The 18,247-nt window shown below is 35.6% G+C and carries 15 protein-coding genes; 13 read left to right on the forward strand and 2 right to left on the reverse strand.

Going from position 1 to position 18,247, the window contains the following annotated elements; all coding sequences use genetic code 11:
- Nucleotides 1-992 precede the first annotated feature (992 nt).
- Nucleotides 993-2,156, reverse strand: coding sequence for an ROK family transcriptional regulator (locus CKK03_RS03235; protein WP_099361198.1), 1,164 nt, complete (start codon nt 2,154-2,156; stop codon nt 993-995).
- Between the two features lie 372 nt (nt 2,157-2,528).
- Between CKK03_RS03235 and CKK03_RS03240 the strand changes: the two genes are divergently transcribed.
- The 9 genes from CKK03_RS03240 to CKK03_RS03280 all read left to right on the forward strand — a co-directional run bounded on the left by CKK03_RS03240 (nt 2,529) and on the right by CKK03_RS03280 (nt 12,628).
- On the forward strand, nt 2,529-3,812 hold the full coding sequence (locus tag CKK03_RS03240; RefSeq protein WP_425432844.1) for an ABC transporter substrate-binding protein: 1,284 nt from the start codon (nt 2,529-2,531) through the stop codon (nt 3,810-3,812).
- A 242-nt stretch (nt 3,813-4,054) separates the two neighbouring features.
- Nucleotides 4,055-4,939, forward strand: a complete 885-nt coding sequence (locus tag CKK03_RS03245; RefSeq protein WP_099361785.1) for a carbohydrate ABC transporter permease — start codon at nt 4,055-4,057, stop codon at nt 4,937-4,939.
- Nucleotides 4,939-5,757, forward strand: coding sequence for a carbohydrate ABC transporter permease (locus tag CKK03_RS03250; RefSeq protein ID WP_099361200.1), 819 nt, complete (start codon nt 4,939-4,941; stop codon nt 5,755-5,757). Before CKK03_RS03245 ends, CKK03_RS03250 begins: the two co-directional genes overlap by 1 nt.
- 28 nt (nt 5,758-5,785) lie before the next feature.
- Nucleotides 5,786-6,829 carry a Gfo/Idh/MocA family protein gene (locus tag CKK03_RS03255; RefSeq protein WP_099361201.1) on the forward strand — a complete coding sequence of 348 codons (1,044 nt, stop codon included), beginning with the start codon at nt 5,786-5,788 and terminating at the stop codon, nt 6,827-6,829.
- A 35-nt stretch (nt 6,830-6,864) separates the two neighbouring features.
- Nucleotides 6,865-7,728: a sugar phosphate isomerase/epimerase family protein gene (locus CKK03_RS03260; protein ID WP_099361202.1), complete on the forward strand. Its 864-nt coding sequence runs from the start codon at nt 6,865-6,867 to the stop codon at nt 7,726-7,728.
- A 40-nt stretch (nt 7,729-7,768) separates the two neighbouring features.
- The gene (locus tag CKK03_RS03265; RefSeq protein WP_099361203.1) at nt 7,769-9,190 is read left to right on the forward strand and encodes a M81 family metallopeptidase; all 1,422 of its coding nucleotides are present in this window, start codon (nt 7,769-7,771) and stop codon (nt 9,188-9,190) included.
- Nucleotides 9,191-9,216: 26 nt separating this feature from the next.
- Nucleotides 9,217-9,945 carry a glucosamine-6-phosphate deaminase gene (locus CKK03_RS03270; protein ID WP_099361204.1) on the forward strand — a complete coding sequence of 243 codons (729 nt, stop codon included), beginning with the start codon at nt 9,217-9,219 and terminating at the stop codon, nt 9,943-9,945.
- 100 nt (nt 9,946-10,045) lie between these two features.
- Nucleotides 10,046-11,023: an ROK family glucokinase gene (locus tag CKK03_RS03275; RefSeq protein WP_099361205.1), complete on the forward strand. Its 978-nt coding sequence runs from the start codon at nt 10,046-10,048 to the stop codon at nt 11,021-11,023.
- A gap of 417 nt (nt 11,024-11,440) precedes the next feature.
- Nucleotides 11,441-12,628, forward strand: a complete 1,188-nt coding sequence (locus tag CKK03_RS03280; RefSeq protein WP_245863982.1) for a M14 family zinc carboxypeptidase — start codon at nt 11,441-11,443, stop codon at nt 12,626-12,628.
- 273 nt (nt 12,629-12,901) lie between these two features.
- Here CKK03_RS03280 and CKK03_RS03285 read toward each other — a convergent pair whose 3' ends face one another.
- Entirely contained in the window at nt 12,902-13,783 is an 882-nt protein-coding gene (locus CKK03_RS03285) for a hypothetical protein (RefSeq protein ID WP_099361206.1), read from the reverse strand.
- Nucleotides 13,784-14,306: 523 nt separating this feature from the next.
- On the opposite strand from CKK03_RS03285, the gene CKK03_RS03295 reads away from it, so the two are divergent.
- The 4 genes from CKK03_RS03295 to CKK03_RS03310 all read left to right on the forward strand — a co-directional run bounded on the left by CKK03_RS03295 (nt 14,307) and on the right by CKK03_RS03310 (nt 18,237).
- On the forward strand, nt 14,307-15,122 hold the full coding sequence (locus tag CKK03_RS03295; RefSeq protein WP_099361208.1) for a MurR/RpiR family transcriptional regulator: 816 nt from the start codon (nt 14,307-14,309) through the stop codon (nt 15,120-15,122).
- 167 nt (nt 15,123-15,289) lie between these two features.
- The gene (gene pfkB / locus CKK03_RS03300) at nt 15,290-16,222 is read left to right on the forward strand and encodes a 1-phosphofructokinase (RefSeq protein ID WP_099361209.1); all 933 of its coding nucleotides are present in this window, start codon (nt 15,290-15,292) and stop codon (nt 16,220-16,222) included.
- Nucleotides 16,223-16,302: 80 nt separating this feature from the next.
- The gene (locus CKK03_RS03305) at nt 16,303-17,304 is read left to right on the forward strand and encodes a LacI family DNA-binding transcriptional regulator (protein ID WP_099361210.1); all 1,002 of its coding nucleotides are present in this window, start codon (nt 16,303-16,305) and stop codon (nt 17,302-17,304) included.
- Between the two features lie 51 nt (nt 17,305-17,355).
- On the forward strand, nt 17,356-18,237 hold the full coding sequence (locus tag CKK03_RS03310) for a class II fructose-bisphosphate aldolase (protein ID WP_099361211.1): 882 nt from the start codon (nt 17,356-17,358) through the stop codon (nt 18,235-18,237).
- The last annotated feature ends 10 nt before the right edge of the window (nt 18,238-18,247 follow it).

Here is an 18,247-nt window from a genome sequence, read left to right on the forward strand (position 1 = left end):
CAAATTACGGGGCTGTTGACAGATGCTCCTTTACACGAGAAAGAAGATGAATCTCTGAGAAATGTAGAGTTCATCTTCTTTTTTTACATAATTTTCTCATCTAATACAAGGGATTTACGTGTCTTCAACAACAAATAACATATCCGAATAATTTCGATGACATCTGATTCGATTTACACTTTTAAGGTGTATGATAGTTTATCAGTATATTTTTATGTATCTATTTTAGAGAGACATTTTGCGACAAGGGGGCCCGTATCATTAGTAAGGAACGTGAATCCTATTTTGATTATAAACATAGTACTTTAGAGAGAATGCCTGATATTAAGAATGTTGCCGTTTGGTTAGTCTAAAGTTTCGATCGCTTACAGTCTAGATAAGACTACCATTAGTTAGATTACCTACGACTTACGCATTTTGTTCCAATTTCATAAAATAGAAAGCACCTATTAAATAGATGCTCGTTTTAAATACTCAACTTTTCTTTTATGATATTCAAGTTTATTTCTCAATTCATTTCTTAATTTATCATTGATGCAACTATCTACTAACACATGATGATAATTCATCCTTACATAATGCCAACCATGTAGAATCTTAGATATTAACGACATAAAACCGCCTCCTACATCTTTGATTTCTATATAATTCGCTTATGTAAGCGGAATCATGTCGGTAGATACGCGAATTTATCTGTAAAGTATGGTCACAGTGACGTCCCGAAGTTTCGGTTTTTAAGAAAAGGGGTTGTTGGGTTAAACTATTATACTTTTATTTTAGCGGCTAGGGTAGTAGTTAAACCAATAGAGAGTAGATGTGAAACGAAATCGGTGTCAGTTCATTATCCCCAATTGAAATGTATCCCATCATGCAATGAAGAAGCCCAACAATGCAGAACTAATCATCTTTTATTTAGGTTAATAAAGCAATTACTGTAAAAAGAGTGCGGAACCTTGCGTATTTATCTGCAAAGCTCTGCACTTTTATAAAGACTAAGTTAATTCATTAGAATGTCTTAGAAATTCATTTAAAACAAGAGCACTTGCTCCAATTACGCCACTATCTGTACCTATATCAGCCTTAACTAGTGTAAATGAATTCCTCAAAGGCGCCCATATAAATTCACCTGCAATATCATTTATCCCTTCAACTAATTCTGGGTACTCCTGAACCATTGGCCCAGCAAGTAAAACTACCTCTGGATTGTAGGAGCAAATTACATTTGAAATGGCTATACCTAAAAACTGTTTAGCCTGAAGGATCAATCGTTTAGCCCAATCATTCCCCTCGTGATACGCTTTAAAAATTTCGTGGATTGGTTTTTGAGCTTGTTTTTCCAATTCAGAAGAACATAAGTAAGTTTGTAAACATCCCATTCTGCCACAGCTGCATAGTGGGCCATTACGATCTAGTGTTGTATGGCCAATTTCTCCAAGTGTATTGAAAGACCCTCTAGATATTTCGCCATTGATCATAACGGCTCCCCCAACACCACTCCCGATATAAATACACACAGCATTCTTATACTTACCAATCGTTCCAAAGAGACTTTCTGCTAATAGAACGGATCGCACATCATTATCAACAAAAATATCATAATTTAGCCTTTGTTCCAGGAAACTCTTAATCTCAATATCGTACCATTGTAATTGTGGAACACTTAATACCTTTCCGTCTGGCCAAGTGACTAGCCCCGGAATACTGATGCCTATTGCAATAATTTTTTTCGAATTGATTGTTCCAAAATCGCAAATCATTATTTCAATTTCATCGGCTATCTTACTCAATGCTTCCTTTGGATTGTTCATATCATCAAAAATCAGATTTCTTTTTAGTATTAAATTTCCATTCAGGGATACTAATGCAATATTTACATTATTAACATCAATTTGGACCCCGATTATATAGGCACCTTGTGGGTTAATCTCCAATAGAGTTGCCCTTCTCCCAAGATCGCCCTCAATTTGGCCCACTTCAATTACTAAATGATCCTCAATTAAGTCTTTTACAATTTTTCCAACAGTTGTATTACTAATTTTTGTTAACTCAGCAAGCTTAGAACGGGAGATGCTTTTGTGCTTTTGAATTAAGCTAAGCAGCATGAAATAATGGTATTTTCGAACATTTTTTTGATCGTATTTGATATTTGTGGTCATTTAATCGTCACCATCTTATTCAATTTAGTTTATAAACTTTATTTAATAAGTTTTATTTATTAAATTTTATTTTACCATACAAATTCTGGTTATCAATCCCAAATATTACTGAAAAATCAATATTTATGCGTAAAAATTAATATAAAAATAAGTTGTTGACACATATTTGATTATTAATTAAAATATGAATTATCAGAAAAGTAAACCAAAATACCACTTACTTATTAATCTTAGTTTAATAAGTTGTGAAATTATGGAAAAGGTTGGTTTCTTTTTTTGGTTGATTTGTAAACATTTTAATTCGGGGGTGGTACTTTTTTGTTATATCAAGCGTAATTCTTCCAGTTAATTTAAAAAAGGGGGCAAAAAATGATGAAGTTAGTAAAAAAGCTTAGTATTTTAGCGTTGTTTTCCATCATGCTTTCAACTATTCTAGCAGCTTGTAATACAGAGGAGACTGGAAAAGATACTGGTTCCTCAGGGACAAAATTAGAAATTTTAAGCTGGTGGACTGCCGGTGGTGAAGCAGAAGCTTTAAATGCAGTATTAGATGGTTTTGCTGAAACGAATCCTGATATTAAAGTTGAAAATGCAGCTGTAGCAGGTGGTGCTGGTGCGAACTCCCAGGCAGTACTCTCTACTCGTCTACAGGGTGGTGATCCTCCAGCAGTTTTCCAGGCTCAAGGTGGACCAGATCTTTTAAGATGGCATGATGCGGGGTATCTTGATTCATTAACTAAAATCTATGAGGAAAATGGTTGGCTAGAAGTTTTTCCGGAAGAGTTAATAAAGATGAATACGGTAGATGGCGAGATATATGGATTACCATTGAATATTCATAGAAATAATGTGATTTGGTATAACAAAAAGGTATTTGATGATAATGGTTTAGAGCCACCAAAAAACTTTGACGAGTTTTTTGAAGTAGCGGAAACACTAAAAGAGAAAGGGATAACCCCTTTAGCATTGGGTGACAAAAATCCAAGATGGGCAACATTAGTATTTGAAACTATTTTGCTTGATAAACTCGGAGCAGATGGAACATCTGAGTTATGGACTGGTGAAGTAGACTTCGATACCCCTGAGGTTAGGGAAGCGGTTAAAACTTTCGAGAAATTGTTAAGTTATACAAACGAAAATCATAGTGCACTTGACTGGCAGGATGCAGCAGAACTTGTTGTAAGTGGGAAAGCTGCAATGCAAATTATGGGAGACTGGCAATCTGGTTTTTTTGAAAGTAAGAATATGGAGCCTAACGTAGATTATGGGTGGGTTCAAACACCAAGTAAAGAAAAGGTTTTTAGTATTGTGAACGATTCAATGGGTATGCCAAAAGATATCAGTAATCCTGAAGAGGCTAGAAAATTTGTAGAGTATTTAGGATCAACAGAAGCGATGAAGAATTTTAATATCAAAAAAGGTTCCATTCCTGCTCGAACAGATGTGGATATGTCAGAGTTTGGAGAATATAGCAAAGCTGCGGCTGAGGATTTCAAAGAAGCAAAACTTTATGTTGGTTTAGCGGGTGGTTCAGCAACACCTGCAGGACATATTGCCAAGGTAGATGAAGCGATGAATATTTTTGTTACACAAAAAGATGTTGATAGTTTTATTGATTCCTTGAATCAAGCAAGGTCACTTATTACTGGAAACTAATTTAATTTTTTGAAGCGAATAGTGCCCTGAGAAATTCTGACAAGCATACCACAAAATAAATCCTTACCTAATTTGACACCTAGTTACATATTTTGTGGTGGGTTTGTCTTTTATTGATTTTTTATCTACGAGTTTGCTATTCTAGGAAAGTTTCTATTAAAGGTAGAGGGGGGAGTTCTTTGGGTATAAAAGACAATAGTGGACAAAAGCGGAGAAAAAACAAATCTATAACATTAGATAGAATGCTTCCTTTCCTTATCGTATTACCCTCGGTGTTATTTGTAATTGTTTTTGTTTATTTATTTATAGGCTGGACTGGTGTTGTATCTCTTGTTAAATGGAATTCATTAAAGCCTGATTTTACATTTGTTGGACTAGAGAACTATAAAACTTTGTTAGAGTCGTTTCGATTTCAATCAGATATTCGAAATATGATCTTTTTTTCTTTGTTTTTTATTGTTGGTGTAATCATTCTAGGACAATTTTTAGCTATTCTTTTAGAACAAAATGTTAAGGGAAAGTGGCTTTATCGAAATATATTTTTATTTCCAATGGCAATGTCATTTGTTGTAACTGGTGTCGTATGGAGATGGATATTTAATCCTGAATCCGGAGTTAACTTGTTCTTGGGTAAGTTCGGTTATTCTCCTGGTTGGTATACGGATATTACAATCATTCCTGGATGGAGTATTTTTAAAATAGATTTTGGGTTATCTGTTGGTTTAATTGCTGTCTTAATTGCAGCTATTTGGCAAATGACTGGCTTCTCGTTGGCAATGTACTTAGCTGGTTTGGGGAATGTTCCTCATGAATTAAAGGAAGCAGCACTAATGGATGGTGCTAATAAATGGCAGGTTTATATAAAGATTATCATACCTCAACTAAAGCCAATCACGTTTGGATTGGTTCTCATTATGTTTCAAATTTCATTGAAAATATTTGATTTGGTTTACACGATGACTGGATCAGGGCCTAATTTCGTTACGGATATGCCAGCGATTTATATGTACGAGACAACATTTAAGAGTAATTTCTATGCTGAGGGTGCAGCAATTGCCATCTTTATGCTACTAATGGTGATGATCTTTATCATTCCATATATGTTCAGACGAAAGGAGGATGCTTAATGTCGAGGCTCCTTTCAAAAATCTTTTTATATGGTGTCTTAACGCTATTGGCAATCATGTTTTTAGTCCCTTTCTATGTACTCATTGTGACTGGTCTTAAATCCTTTGAGGAAGTATCTTTCATGACCATGTGGGATTTGCCTAAAAGTCTTAACCTATCTAGTTTTATAGAGGCTTTTAAGCAGCTTTACCCAAACTTTTGGAATAGCTTCATTATGGTTGTTCCTGCGACCGTCATTTCTGCTGTATTAGGTTCATTAAACGGATATGCGTTATCGAAGTGGAGATTCAGAGGTTCAGAAGTGCTCTTTACCATCTTGTTATTGGGGATGTTCATCCCTTACCAGAGTATCTTAATCCCACTTATTACAACGATTAAGTCTTTAGGTCTATATAATACCATTCCTGGATTGGTTCTAGTCCATGTTGTATATGGCTTACCTATGACTACTTTAATGTTTAGGAATTTCTATGTTGGGATCCCGCAGTCGTTGGTCGAAGCGGCACAAATAGACGGATCTGGTTTTTTCCAAACCTATACAAAGGTGATTATGCCTATTTCAATAACTGGTTTTGTAGTAGTGGGAATTTGGCAGTTTACGAATATTTATAATGAGTTTTTGTTTGCGATAACGATTACAGGTCACGACAAACATCCAATCATGGTAGCTCTACAAAACTTAGCGGGTAGTCAGGTTGTTGAGTGGAATGTCCAAATGGCTGGTGCACTATTGGCAGCCGTTCCGACTATGTTGATTTATATTTTTGCAGGGAAATATTTTATAAAAGGCTTATTGGCAGGATCTGTAAAGGGATAAACATTACGTTTGGAAAGGGAGTTTGTATATGAAAAAACTAAGAGTAGGGATTATTGGTTGTGGTGGAATTGCTCAAACAAAACATATTCCGAATTATTTAAAGTGCTCAGATGATGTGGAGATTATCGGTGTAAGTGATGTAAACATTATGAGAGCACAACAATGTGCTGAAAAGTGGGGAATTCCGAATTACTTCGATGATTATCACAAAATGCTTAATGAGATTGAATTAGATGCAGTCAGTGTTTGTACACCGAACAAATTTCATGCTGAGATAACAAAAGCGGTATTAAAGGCCGGGTGTCATGTTTTATGTGAAAAGCCTCCTGCAATCACTGTTCAAGAAGCTGAGGAAATGGCTCAAACTGCCAGGGATATGAATAAGTTCTTAACCTTTGGTTTCCATTATCGACACTCTCCTGAAGTAGGTCTATTAAAGGACTATATTAATAATGATGAATTTGGAACTATTTATGCAGCAAAGGCAAATGCAGTTCGGAGAAGAGGAATCCCTGGTTGGGGCGTATTTACCAATAAAGAGCTACAAGGTGGAGGGGCTCTCATTGATATAGGCGTACATATGCTTGATACCGCTCTATATTTAATGGGATACCCTGAACCAGATACGGTATTAGGTGTGACCTATCAAAAATTAGGAAACAAAAAAGGTGTCGGATTAATGGGAAGCTGGGATTGGGAAAACTTTTCGGTTGAGGATTTTAGTCGCGGATTGATTATTTTTAAAGATGGCTCATCGATTACATTGGATGCGGCTTTTGCTGCTAATATTGAAAAAGATGAGGTCATGCAGGTTTCTTTAATGGGAGATAAAGGTGGAGCTGATGTTTTTCCAGTAAAAATTTATCAGGAAAAATATAACTCTTTAATAGATACTACTCCAGCATACATGCCGGAAACAGATTACTATGAAACACAATTTAGAAGGTTTGTAGACTGCTGTATTCATAACATTGAGCCAATTAGTAAGCCTGAAGAAGCGGTGATTCTTCAAAAAATAATAAATGGTTTATATGAATCTGCTGAAACTGGAGAAGCTGTGAAAATTAAGTAATTATAAAATCAAGACTGCTACGGAGGTATGAATAGATGTTAAAAGGATTAAGTACAGCTGGTATTGGTAAGGTGAGCGGATTAAAGGAACATATTCATTTAGCCTCGATTAATGGATTTCACGCAGTTGAAACAACTATTCATGAGTTAAGAGAATTTGTGGAGACTCAGGGATTGAGGCAGGCACAGGAGTATTTGAAAGAAAAAAATGTCATAATTGGGGCACTCCAGTTGCCAGTGGAGTGGAGAATGGATGACGCAAGGTTTAAAGAAGGTCTAAAAGAATTAGTAGAAACTGCTGAATTAGCTAGCAAATTTGACTGCAAGACTTTCTTTACCTATTTTATGCCATCAACAGATCGAGAAATAGCACCATACTTACTTGAACTTTCAAAGCGAATTCAATTAATGGGCAGATTAATTCGGGAATATGATATGAATTTAGCCCTTGAATATGTTGGCCCACATCACCTTCGTCATAAATGGAAAAATGTCTTTATCTATGATGCTAAAACAACCTTACAATGGCTTGATTTAGTAGGTGAGTCAAACGTTGGGATTGTCCTAGATAGTTTTCATTGGTACACAAGTCAAGAGTCAATTGAAGATATTTTAGCAATTGAAACAAGTAGAATTAAATACGTTCATCTTAATGATGCTAGGCCTATACCTGTTGAAGATGTTCTAGATAATGATCGGGTATTCCCAGGAGAAGGCGCAATCGATTTAGAGGGCTTTCTTAAAGCACTTGATGAAATAAATTATACAGGCTTAGTTACTCAGGAAATTTTGACAATTGAGGAACTTGAGGAATCTTGTGAAGAATTGGCCAAAAAATCTGGAGAAGCATTTTCAAACGTATTTAATAAGGTATTTACTAGTTTAGTTGAAAATAATTAGTTTTCGGATTACCACAATAAAGACACAAGGAGTTGCTGCTATGAAAATTATGGTCGGTTGCTTTTATCATGAAACCAATACATTTAACCCATTTCCTACAGTGAAGGAGGATTTCGTCTTTGTCGAAGGTCCGGAGGTTCTTTCAAAGTTGGGAAGTACAGCGATTCTAGTGGAAAATGGGGTAGATGTCGTTCCGAGTATATATGCTACGGGGTTATCTTCAGGTGTAGTAACAAAGGAAACATATGAATTTTTTACTGAAAGGATTGTTTCTACCTTAAGAGGAGAACCTGATCTAGACGGAATTTGGTTACATCTACACGGCTCCATGGTAGTGGAGGGAATTGGTTCAGGGGAGTTAGCTCTGTTAAAGGAAATCAGGAAGTACGTTAATGAGGATATCCCTATTTCACTAACTCTAGATATACATGCCAATATCCCTGCTGAGCTATCAAAGCTGGTCAATATTGTTCGTGCATATCGTACAGTACCTCATATTGACCAACTCGAAACGGAACAGCTTACTGCAAAATATTTAATAGATTACATTCAGAAAGGCGAAAAGTACACCCCTTCTTTTGAAAAATTACCATTAGTCATATGCGGGGAAAAAGCACTTGGCAATAGCTATCCTTTAAAAGATATTTTTCAAAAGCTAGAGGAGATTGAGAGATTAGATGGAATTGTAACGGCTTCCTTCTTTTTAGGTCACGCATGGAGTGATTCAGAACATACAGGTGCTTCTATATTTGTAGTACCTGAGACAGCTGAGTTTAATGGGTTAGCGTCAAAAATAGTATCAGAAATGAAAGACTATATTAATGAAAGACAGAATGATTTTACATTTAGTGCCCTTGCATTAGAAACAGAAGATGCGGTTAATAAGTCTCTCAATGAAAATGTAAAACCAATATTCGTTTCCGATTCAGGTGACAACACAACTGCAGGAGCAACTGGATTTAATACCGTTTTACTAAGGAGTTATTTATCAAAACAACCAACTGACAAAAAAGTACTGATCTCCGCGATTTTTGATTCAGAAGCTTATTCTGAATTAAATCAATTTGAAGTTGGCCAAGAGGTTTCTGTAGAGATTGGTAGAAATGTAGATGAATTCAGTGAGAAGGTTAAGGTTCAAGGTACATTAAAAGCTAAGGGCGATCTTCTTGGATATCTTAATGCTTCTGATAATAAGGTTGGAGACGTATGTACCATTTCATCAGGAAATGTGGACATAGTCGTTGCGAATAGAGGAGAGTCATTTATTACGATTAATCATTTCACTCGAGCGAAGTTAGACCTTGATGTGTATGATGTCATCGTTTTAAAACAAGGGTATCTATTCGATGAATTAAGTAAAATCTCGAAGCTGGATATACTTGCATTTACTCCTGGAGCTACCTATTTAAATATTAAAAAGTTAGATTATCAAAACATACCAAATGGAACGCATTTGGTATAGGAATATATTATTAAGGAGAGGTCATCATGGAAATTATTAGAACGAAAGACTATCAAGAAATGTCGAAAAAAGCGTATGAAATCGTGGCTGAGGTTTTGAAAAATAAAAAGGATGCTGTTATTAATACAACAACGGGTGCAAGCTATGATGGTTTATTTGAATTGCTTGTTCAGGCTGTTAATAGCGGAGAACTAGAGATAGATGAGTCCGTTATTATCAACCTTGATGAGTACATTGCTGAGAGACAAAAGCCGTTTACTGTTTATACGTATATGCATAAAAAGTTCTATGATTTAATTACCAAACATCCAAAGGTAATAGAATTATTAGATGGAAGTCTAGAAGATCATCAATCAGAAATTGATCGTTTTAAACATGTTTTAGAAAAATACCCGAGGGATCTGCAAATAGTTGGATTAGGTGTAAATGGCCATTTAGGTGCAAATGAACCTGGAACACCATTTGATTCTAGAATCTTTTTAGCAGATAGTGATGAATCGACCATTCAAAGCACGATGTTATACAACAATCTAACTAGGGAAGAAGCACCTTCACAAATGATCACTTTAGGTTTGGCAGATATTATGGAGGCGAAAGAAATTTTATTAGTAGCGTCTGGAGAAAGAAAAGCCCATGCTGTGAAGGAAACGATTGAAGGACCAATTAGCGTTGATTGCCCAGCAACCGTGTTGAGAAATCATCCAAATGTTACTTTTATTATAGATTCAGCAGCAGCTTCGCTTTTATCAAAATAAAAGCTAACCACTGAGTATGGCTTAATATGATATAGGCTTCATAGTTTCTGTATGTTCTTTCTGATTGATTTTTCAAGTAAATTTCTACAAGGGGATATATATGGATAAACAAATAATCGGTATAGACATAGGAGGGACCAATATAAAGCTAGGCCTTTTGAATGTAAAAGGCGATATTCTTAATAGGTGGGAAATTCCTACAGTACGCGGAAAAGAGATAAAACATATATGGGAATCGGTTCTTTCAAAAGTATCAAAGAATGATATAGAAAATAATATTCTTGGAATTGGGGTAGGCGCTCCTGGCTTTGTGGATGGTGATTCTGGTATTGTATTTGAAGCTGTGAACTTGGGCTGGAAAAACTTTGAATTAGGAAAACTTTTATCAACTAAGTTTTCTCTCCCAGTCGTAGTTGAAAATGATGCAAACCTAGCCGCACTTGGTGAGTATTGGAAAGGTGCGGGAGATAGGGTTGAAAATCTGATTTTTATTACACTCGGTACAGGTGTTGGTAGTGGAATTATTGCAAATGGTTCTATCTTAAATGGGGAGAATGGGACTGCGGGTGAGATCGGTCATATCATTGTAGACCCTAATGGCTATCCTTGCAATTGTGGACGTGTTGGTTGTCTAGATACCATCTCATCAGCAACTGGAATTGTCCGACAAGCCAAGGAAAAAGTAAAAGAAAATCCAAGCTGTAGCTTAGCCCACTATTTGAATACACGTGGTTCGATAGACGCAAAAGATATTTTCACTCAAGCCCGAAATGGAGATCCGGATTGTATTGACATACTAGAATACACTGCCGAAATGTTAGGAAAGGCACTTGCTAACGCTGCAGCGATCATAAATCCTTCAAAAATCATCATAGGCGGAGGCGTCTCACAAGCTGGTGAACAACTACTAAATCTCACAAAGAAGTATTTTATTCAGTACTCACTAGGAAGAATCGGAGAAGTCACAAACATAGAAATAGCAAAACTAGGGAACAACGCAGGAATCATCGGAGCGGCATACCTCGTGGCGGGACAAAGGGACAGGTCACTCGTCCCACAAGACTCCTGTCATAAATAGAAAATTTCACGCCACCAGATCGAAAATACAATGAGGTCTGGTGGTTGTGTTGAACCGAGTCGTATTATTATTACTTGATATGTTTATTTTAAGGCACTATATGCAACCTATTAATAGGTGTTGGCAAATTTTCAAGTATAAAAGAAAGAGCATAAAGCACTCCTTGAAATGATAGTCTCAGTCCCCAAATCTCATACTCCAAAAGATACAATCCTACCTGAAAGCTAGGCATTTCCTACGATTTAATTGATAGGACCTACTATTCATTTTTAATCAAAGTTTCGGATTTCGAAGGATTTTGATAGGAATAGCCAAAACTAGAACAGTTTCGACAGCGAAAAACGACAAAGCAAAATCTACTAAACTCATACAATCTAGTTGTATTCATAGAAAAAATAGTAGAGTGGAGTGGTGGTAGTGAAGAAGAAAAAGGTTATTTCTACGTTAGGGGTTATTGCATTATCAGCAAGTTTGGTTACACCAGTGTTTGCGCAACAACCGGAAACATCGCCTGGGACACCTGAGCAACAAGTATTATCAGTAGAGGGGTTCACGAATCATGAGCAGCTAGGGAAAAGACTGCAGCAAATTGCAAAGAGCAGCCAAGGAAAGGTTCAGGTTGAGGTAGCGGGTTACTCAAACCGTGATAGAGAAATCTACAAGGCGACAGTTGGCCACGGAGACAAGGTTATATTAATGGAAAGTGAAATCCACGGAAATGAACCGACTGGAACGGAGGCTCTACTCAACATTTTACAATTCTTAGGTTCAAATTCTCCTGAAGCACAAAAGATTCGTGAGGAGGTTACGTTTGTAGCGTTACCGAAAATGAACCCAGACTCGTCTGAACTAAATCGTCGTGGAAATGATTTAACATGGGCAGAGGTAGTAGAGGACTTCCCACAATTAGCGGGCGTATCACCAACATGGAACTACTATACATACCAGAATCGAACTTTTGATTATGCATCAGAGCCAGGTTTTGATGTAAACCGTGACTTTAATCCAAACCTTGATTATGTGCCCCACCCTGAGGACTTCCCAGGGAATTCATCTCAACCAGGATGGTTCATTACACCAGAATCCCAGGTCGTTCGTGACGTATATAAGGACCTTCAAGCTGAGTTTGGCAAGGTGGATGTATTTGTAGACTTACACCATCAAGCACCATATTATGAGGTGGATGGCACAGATGATCTCGTAACATTCTCAATCAGTGGCCAATTCGTTCCACATCCATCAACACCTGAAGGCCAAAAATATGCAGAATATGCGGATACATATGACTACGACTTTGCGCGCCAGCTGAATGTAGCAGTATATGATGCACTACAAGAAAAAGGGAATTCAAACATTACCCTATATCCACAAGGACTTGACTTACCTGGTACAGCGTTAGGAACATTTGCGCTAAATGGAAGTGGCTCTGTGTTGTTTGAAGTAAGAGGCCAAACACACAGCATGGGTCAAAAGAAAAAGGGCGAATTAGTCAAAGCAGTGGAAAGAGGTCTATACGGTATTATCAATGGTGTAACTGATGGGACTGTGTACGATATTGATCCTGAAGAATATGAGTCAATTCCATTGACTGAGGGGAGACAGTAGTCGTAGGTCACAGTGACGCCCCGAGATTTGTCGAAGGGCTAGGTGCCTGATTCTTGCTGTGGGTCACGGGGACAGACCCCTTGTCCCGCATTCTGGTCACAGTAACACGTAGGAGGCTGGGGGCGTTATTTTACATTCTAAATAATAAACATATATAGGTTGCGGAACTTTGTACTTGCAAAGTTCCGCATTTTTATTGGTGAAAAACCTCAGTTATGGTACCTAATATGACTTTGATATATCTATCAAAAGGTAAAAGTGAGAAGCAAGAGCCTAGGGAAGTAAGGCAATCTTGAGTATATATAATAAAATTTTCACAATCTGTATTAGTGTCAATCCTTCGTTTTGGAGAATCGAAATGGTATCTATAATGGCAGAGTATATAACGAAAAGGAAGGCTAAAGCTGCAAGACCCCAATTGAATAAATTACCTTTAGTATTAAAGTTTTCATTTTTTTCTTTTTCAAGTTTATCAATAATATCCATATTATTTGATATTACCGTAGACAGAAGTTTTTCGTAGCGATCCAATTCTTTATACTCTTTTAGAATTAAAGATTCATTATCTTTAATTTTGCAGATGAGTTGTTCCTGAGTGAATGTATTAAGCGTTTTTTTGAATTTAGGCACCTTACTTTGGATTTCATAGGTAATTAACTTGTCATCGTCTGTTGTAACCTGATTTAACTTAATATCGAGGTTATTTATTTTAATTTCACGTAAATATCTAGCATATCCGTCATAAAATTGTTCTAAAATACCGGAAACCTGTTTGTGTTTCATTTTGAGTAGTGTCAGCAAAAAACGCTGAATAGATAAAACTGTTTTTTCAATCTTATAGTTTAAAATGAGGTAGGCATTTATTAATGTTATTAGTTCTTTAAGTTCGAGTGTGTTTTGAGCATAGCCTCTTGATACACTATTAATAGGTTTAACAGTGTTTATGCCCATCCTAGATTCTAATTGGTCAAATTGTTTTCTTCGAAGATTAATTTTGCTCTTCCAATATTTCCACCCAACTTCAGTAAAATATCCTTTTGTATTAACGTAATCTTCGATCTCATTTAACCGATAAATGTTTAAACGTGCTTTTTGGCAAACAGCAAAGGCATCTTCAATATAAATAATTTCGTGGTATTCCCTAATAACGTGCATTAAACCCATACTCCCTTAAGTAACGAATTTCTTTGTAATTTAACTAGTAAGTGTGTCCCGGTAACTAGCCGAATTCGGTCCCCATAAATTTTCCTTGAATAATTCTTTAAGCCTATTATACTATTTTGAACTCGATACATTTACAATCTATTTGCTTATCCTGATTAAGTTTATGAAAAACAGTAGGGATAGAGTCCTTTCTTTTAGGCTCTTTCCTAGATTGGTTTGATGTTTTATATGCTAAACGTTCAGTCTCAAAATCCTCTATAGTTATCCATCCAGTCATTTTAAGGACGTTTCTACATGGTTCCAGCGCTTTGATGAATTTTTCAGCTAACTTCATAGCCTCGATAACCATTTCGTCTAAAATTGTGCTTTTTAGAACTTGCTAGAATAATTTAGTAAACCAATGGTGTGTGGTACTTTAGCATGATATATTAAAATTATTAGAAAAATTCATTTTAATCATCGCATTTTTATTTCAGTTTCAAAAATGATATTCTCTAACGAAAGGTGTAAGGATATGAAAAGCATTCTACATGGAATTCCAGCAAAAGTTTATAGTTCATTGAGTGAATCAGAAAGCTATTTATTGGAGTATATTAATAATCACCTAGATCAAATACCAGAAATGTCAATTGTTAAATTAAGTGAGAATGCAAATGTTTCTACTGCCACAATAGTTAGAATGATGAAGAAGATTGGATATGATGGTTATACTTCATTTAAATATTCCCTAAGGGATAGGCAGGATATAGTGGATACTAATAATCAAATGAAAGATATCGATACTGAAATTAAAAAGGCTATTAAGAAAAATGAGAACGAAGTACTTAAAACAATTGAGATGTTGAGTATTGGACAATTAGAGGATGCCATTCAAAAGATTCACAATGCCGAAAAAATCTATGTTTTTGCTAGAGGTTTCTCTGAAATGATAGCACATGAGTTGACAATTAAATTGCAGCTTATGGGGAAAAATTGTGAAAACCATAATGACCCAAATATTATTAAATTAATATCTCAAAAAATAAATGAAAAGGAACTGGCAATCTTTATTTCACTAAATGGAGAGACACAAGAACTTGTCGAAGCATGTGAAAACTTAACTAATCGACAGGTTTCAACAATTACATTAACAACACGTGTCGACTCGAGTTTAGGAGAGTTATCTGATTTAACTTTAATAGGTTACAAAGGAAGCCATTCTTTACTACCTGAGTTCGAGGTGCGTTCTAGATTACCATTAAATGTTATTTCTAGAATTCTACTAGATTCATATGTTATACGAATGGGACAGGATAAAACATCCTTTATCGGTGAAAAAAACACATATTAAAACTCGTGAAAAGAAACTGCACCTCAATTATTAGCTTTGCCTAATAATTTGGGTGCAGTTTCTTCTTATTTTGATGTAAAGGTTTACAAATACTGAAAACATTTTCAATTTCAGTTGTGCAATAATATCTTCAAGTAGAAAAAATAAATGTAAGTTAGGTGATCAACTTGATCTTCACATGTACGTTAAATCCTGCAATTGATTTATACGTAGAGTTAAAGGAATTAAAGCCGAAAATTGTCAATCGTACGTTAGAAGAAGATTATCAACCGAATGGGAAAGCTGTTAATATTTCAATCCTTTTAAACAAATTAGGAATTCGAAACAAAGCATTAGGTTTTATTGGAGGGTTTTCGGGAGAGTTTATTAAACAGGAATTGATTAAAATGGGAATCGATACAGATTTTATTTCTGTTGAGGGAAACACCAGAATTAATACATTTGTTAACGCAAATGAGGAGTACAAAATTGTTAATAGAGGACCGATTATACCTGAAGTAAAGACTCACGAAATGTTAGAGAAAATAAAACTACTACCTAATGGTAGTAAACTTTGCATATCTGGAAGTCTTCCTAGGGGAGTTAGTGATGATATATTCCTAGATATTGCTGAAATATGCAATACAAATGGGATTAAATTAATCCTCGATATTAGTTCTCTTACTTTACTCGATTGTCTAGCTTTTAAGCCCTATCTAATCAAACCTAATGAAGAAGAGTTAGCAGCATTATTTAATGTGGAGTTATCAAGTCTTTCCAAGGAAAAGGTTATTCAATTCAGCAAAGAATTACTACAAAGGGGAGCTAAGCAAGTTTTAGTTTCAAGAGGAGAGCAAGGTGCAATTTATGCTTCTTCTAACCATCTAATTGAAGTTTCTTCCGTAAAGGGAAAAGTTATTAACACAGCCTGTGCGGGGGACGCAATGCTAGGCATGTTTATTGGGAAACGCGAGTTAGGAAAAACGATTGAGGAAGCGTTACAATATGCTTCAGCAGCAGGTGCATCAACGGCGTTTTCTAAAGGTCTTACAGACTTATCAGATATTGAGGATCTAGTTAAGAAGATTTCATTAAAAAATCTACAGGTTACTACCATGTAATTATATTTTTAGCAAAAAATTGAAACGTTTCAACAAAACAAAATATAGAAATTATAATGTTTTAAAATTGGTGATAAAAGATGTCGACTATTAAAGATGTTGCAAAAAAAGCTGGTCTATCGATAGGCACAGTATCTAGGTATATAAATGGTTATAGCTTAAAAGAAGAAAATAGAAAAAAGATTGAGGAAGCAATTAACCTTCTAGATTACAAATCTAATCCATTTGCAAGAGGATTACGGACAAATAAAACAAACACGATAGGGGTTTTAATTCCGCGTATAACAGATGTTTTTTGCACCCAGGTAATTGAAGGAGTTGAAGAATTTCTAAATCCATTGGATTACAGTGTAGTAATAAGTAGTGCAAATGATGATATTAAGAAACAAAAGGATAAATTAGAGTATTTAAAAAGTAAATATGTAGATGGAGTTATTATCATGTCTGTTAGTTCATCTGAATTATATGCTGATGAGTTATTAGATGCAGGTATTCCGGTTGTTTTAATTGATAGGCTTGTAAAGGGATATGAACTAGATGCAGTTGTTGCTGATAATGTAAACGGTTCATATTCAGCTGTTGAAATGCTTATTAACAGAGGTCATAGAAAAATTGGCATTATTGCAGGGCCAAGTGAAATTTATACAGCACAAGAGAGATTGACAGGTTATATGCGTGCGTTAAATGATTATAATATTCCGCTAAACGATGACTATATTGTGCATTCCGAATACAACAAAGATGGTGGAAGTGATGCATTTCGATCATTAATAAGTTTAAGTGAGAGACCAACAGCAATCTTTACAACAAATTACCCGACAACAGTAAATTCTATGAAAATAATGATGGAACTGGGATTAAAAATGGGAGAAGACATTTCGTTATGTGGATATGACCAAACAGAATTATTTCAGATGTTTAACCCACCAATCTCCGTTGTTGTTCAACCATCAAAAGAAATAGGGAAAAATGCAGCGTCAATTTTATTAAAACGTATTGATGGAAACGGAAATTTATTTCCTGAAATCAGAAGATTAAAAACACAGTTAATTGTAACAAATTCGGTTAAAGTACTTTACTAGACTTTATAAGAATGAGATTTCTAAATATCGATAATGGAAGGTGAGATACATATGGGATTAGTATCATCGACCCCTATATTAAAAGAGGCTAGAGAAAATGGTTATGCGATTGTAGCTTTTAATGTACATACTCTAGAAATGCTACAGGCAGTAGTGGAAGCAGCAGAAGAAGTTAAGTCTCCTTTAATACTTCAAACTACTGTAGGGACGGTTAAGCACTTAGGAGTTGATTTTATTGCATCCGCAGCAAAAGCTGCTGCAGCGAATGCTACTGTTCCAATTGCCTTACATCTTGACCATTGCCAAGACTTTGACTTAATTGTTAAGTGCATGGCTGCGGGGTATACCTCCGTCATGATTGATGCATCAATGTATTCATTTGATGAAAATGTAAGAAGAACAAGACAGGTTGTTGAAGTTGCTAGTGCGCTTGGTGTAAATATAGAAGCTGAGTTAGGAAAAGTAGGCGGAGTTGAAGATGATATCGTCGTAGAAGAAGCAGACGCACTCTTAGCTGATCCATCAGAGTGTAAAGCATTTGTAAAATTAACAAATGTTTCAACCTTGGCTCCTGCAATTGGTACAGCTCATGGAATTTATAAAGGGGAACCAAATATTGACTTTAATAGAATCAAAGAGATAGCAAATCTTGTGGATGTTCCCCTAGTACTGCACGGTGGATCAGGTATACCGCATGAACAAGTTGAAAAGTGTATTTCATTAGGTATGGCAAAGATGAATGTAGCAACAGAAATCAAAAATGCTTTCTCTGAGTCTATTAAACAATTTTTTAATGAAAATCCATATGAGCTTGATCCTAGACGTTACATGATTCCTGCAAAGGAAACCGTAAAAAAATTAGCAATAGAAAAAATGGAGTTATGTGGTTGTGTAGGTAAAGCTGTAAATAGTTTATCCAGAGTATCAATATGAACATACTAAT

This window comes from Fredinandcohnia onubensis, assembly GCF_002734215.1.
In the GTDB taxonomy this organism is placed as follows: domain Bacteria; phylum Bacillota; class Bacilli; order Bacillales; family Bacillaceae_L; genus Ferdinandcohnia; species Ferdinandcohnia onubensis.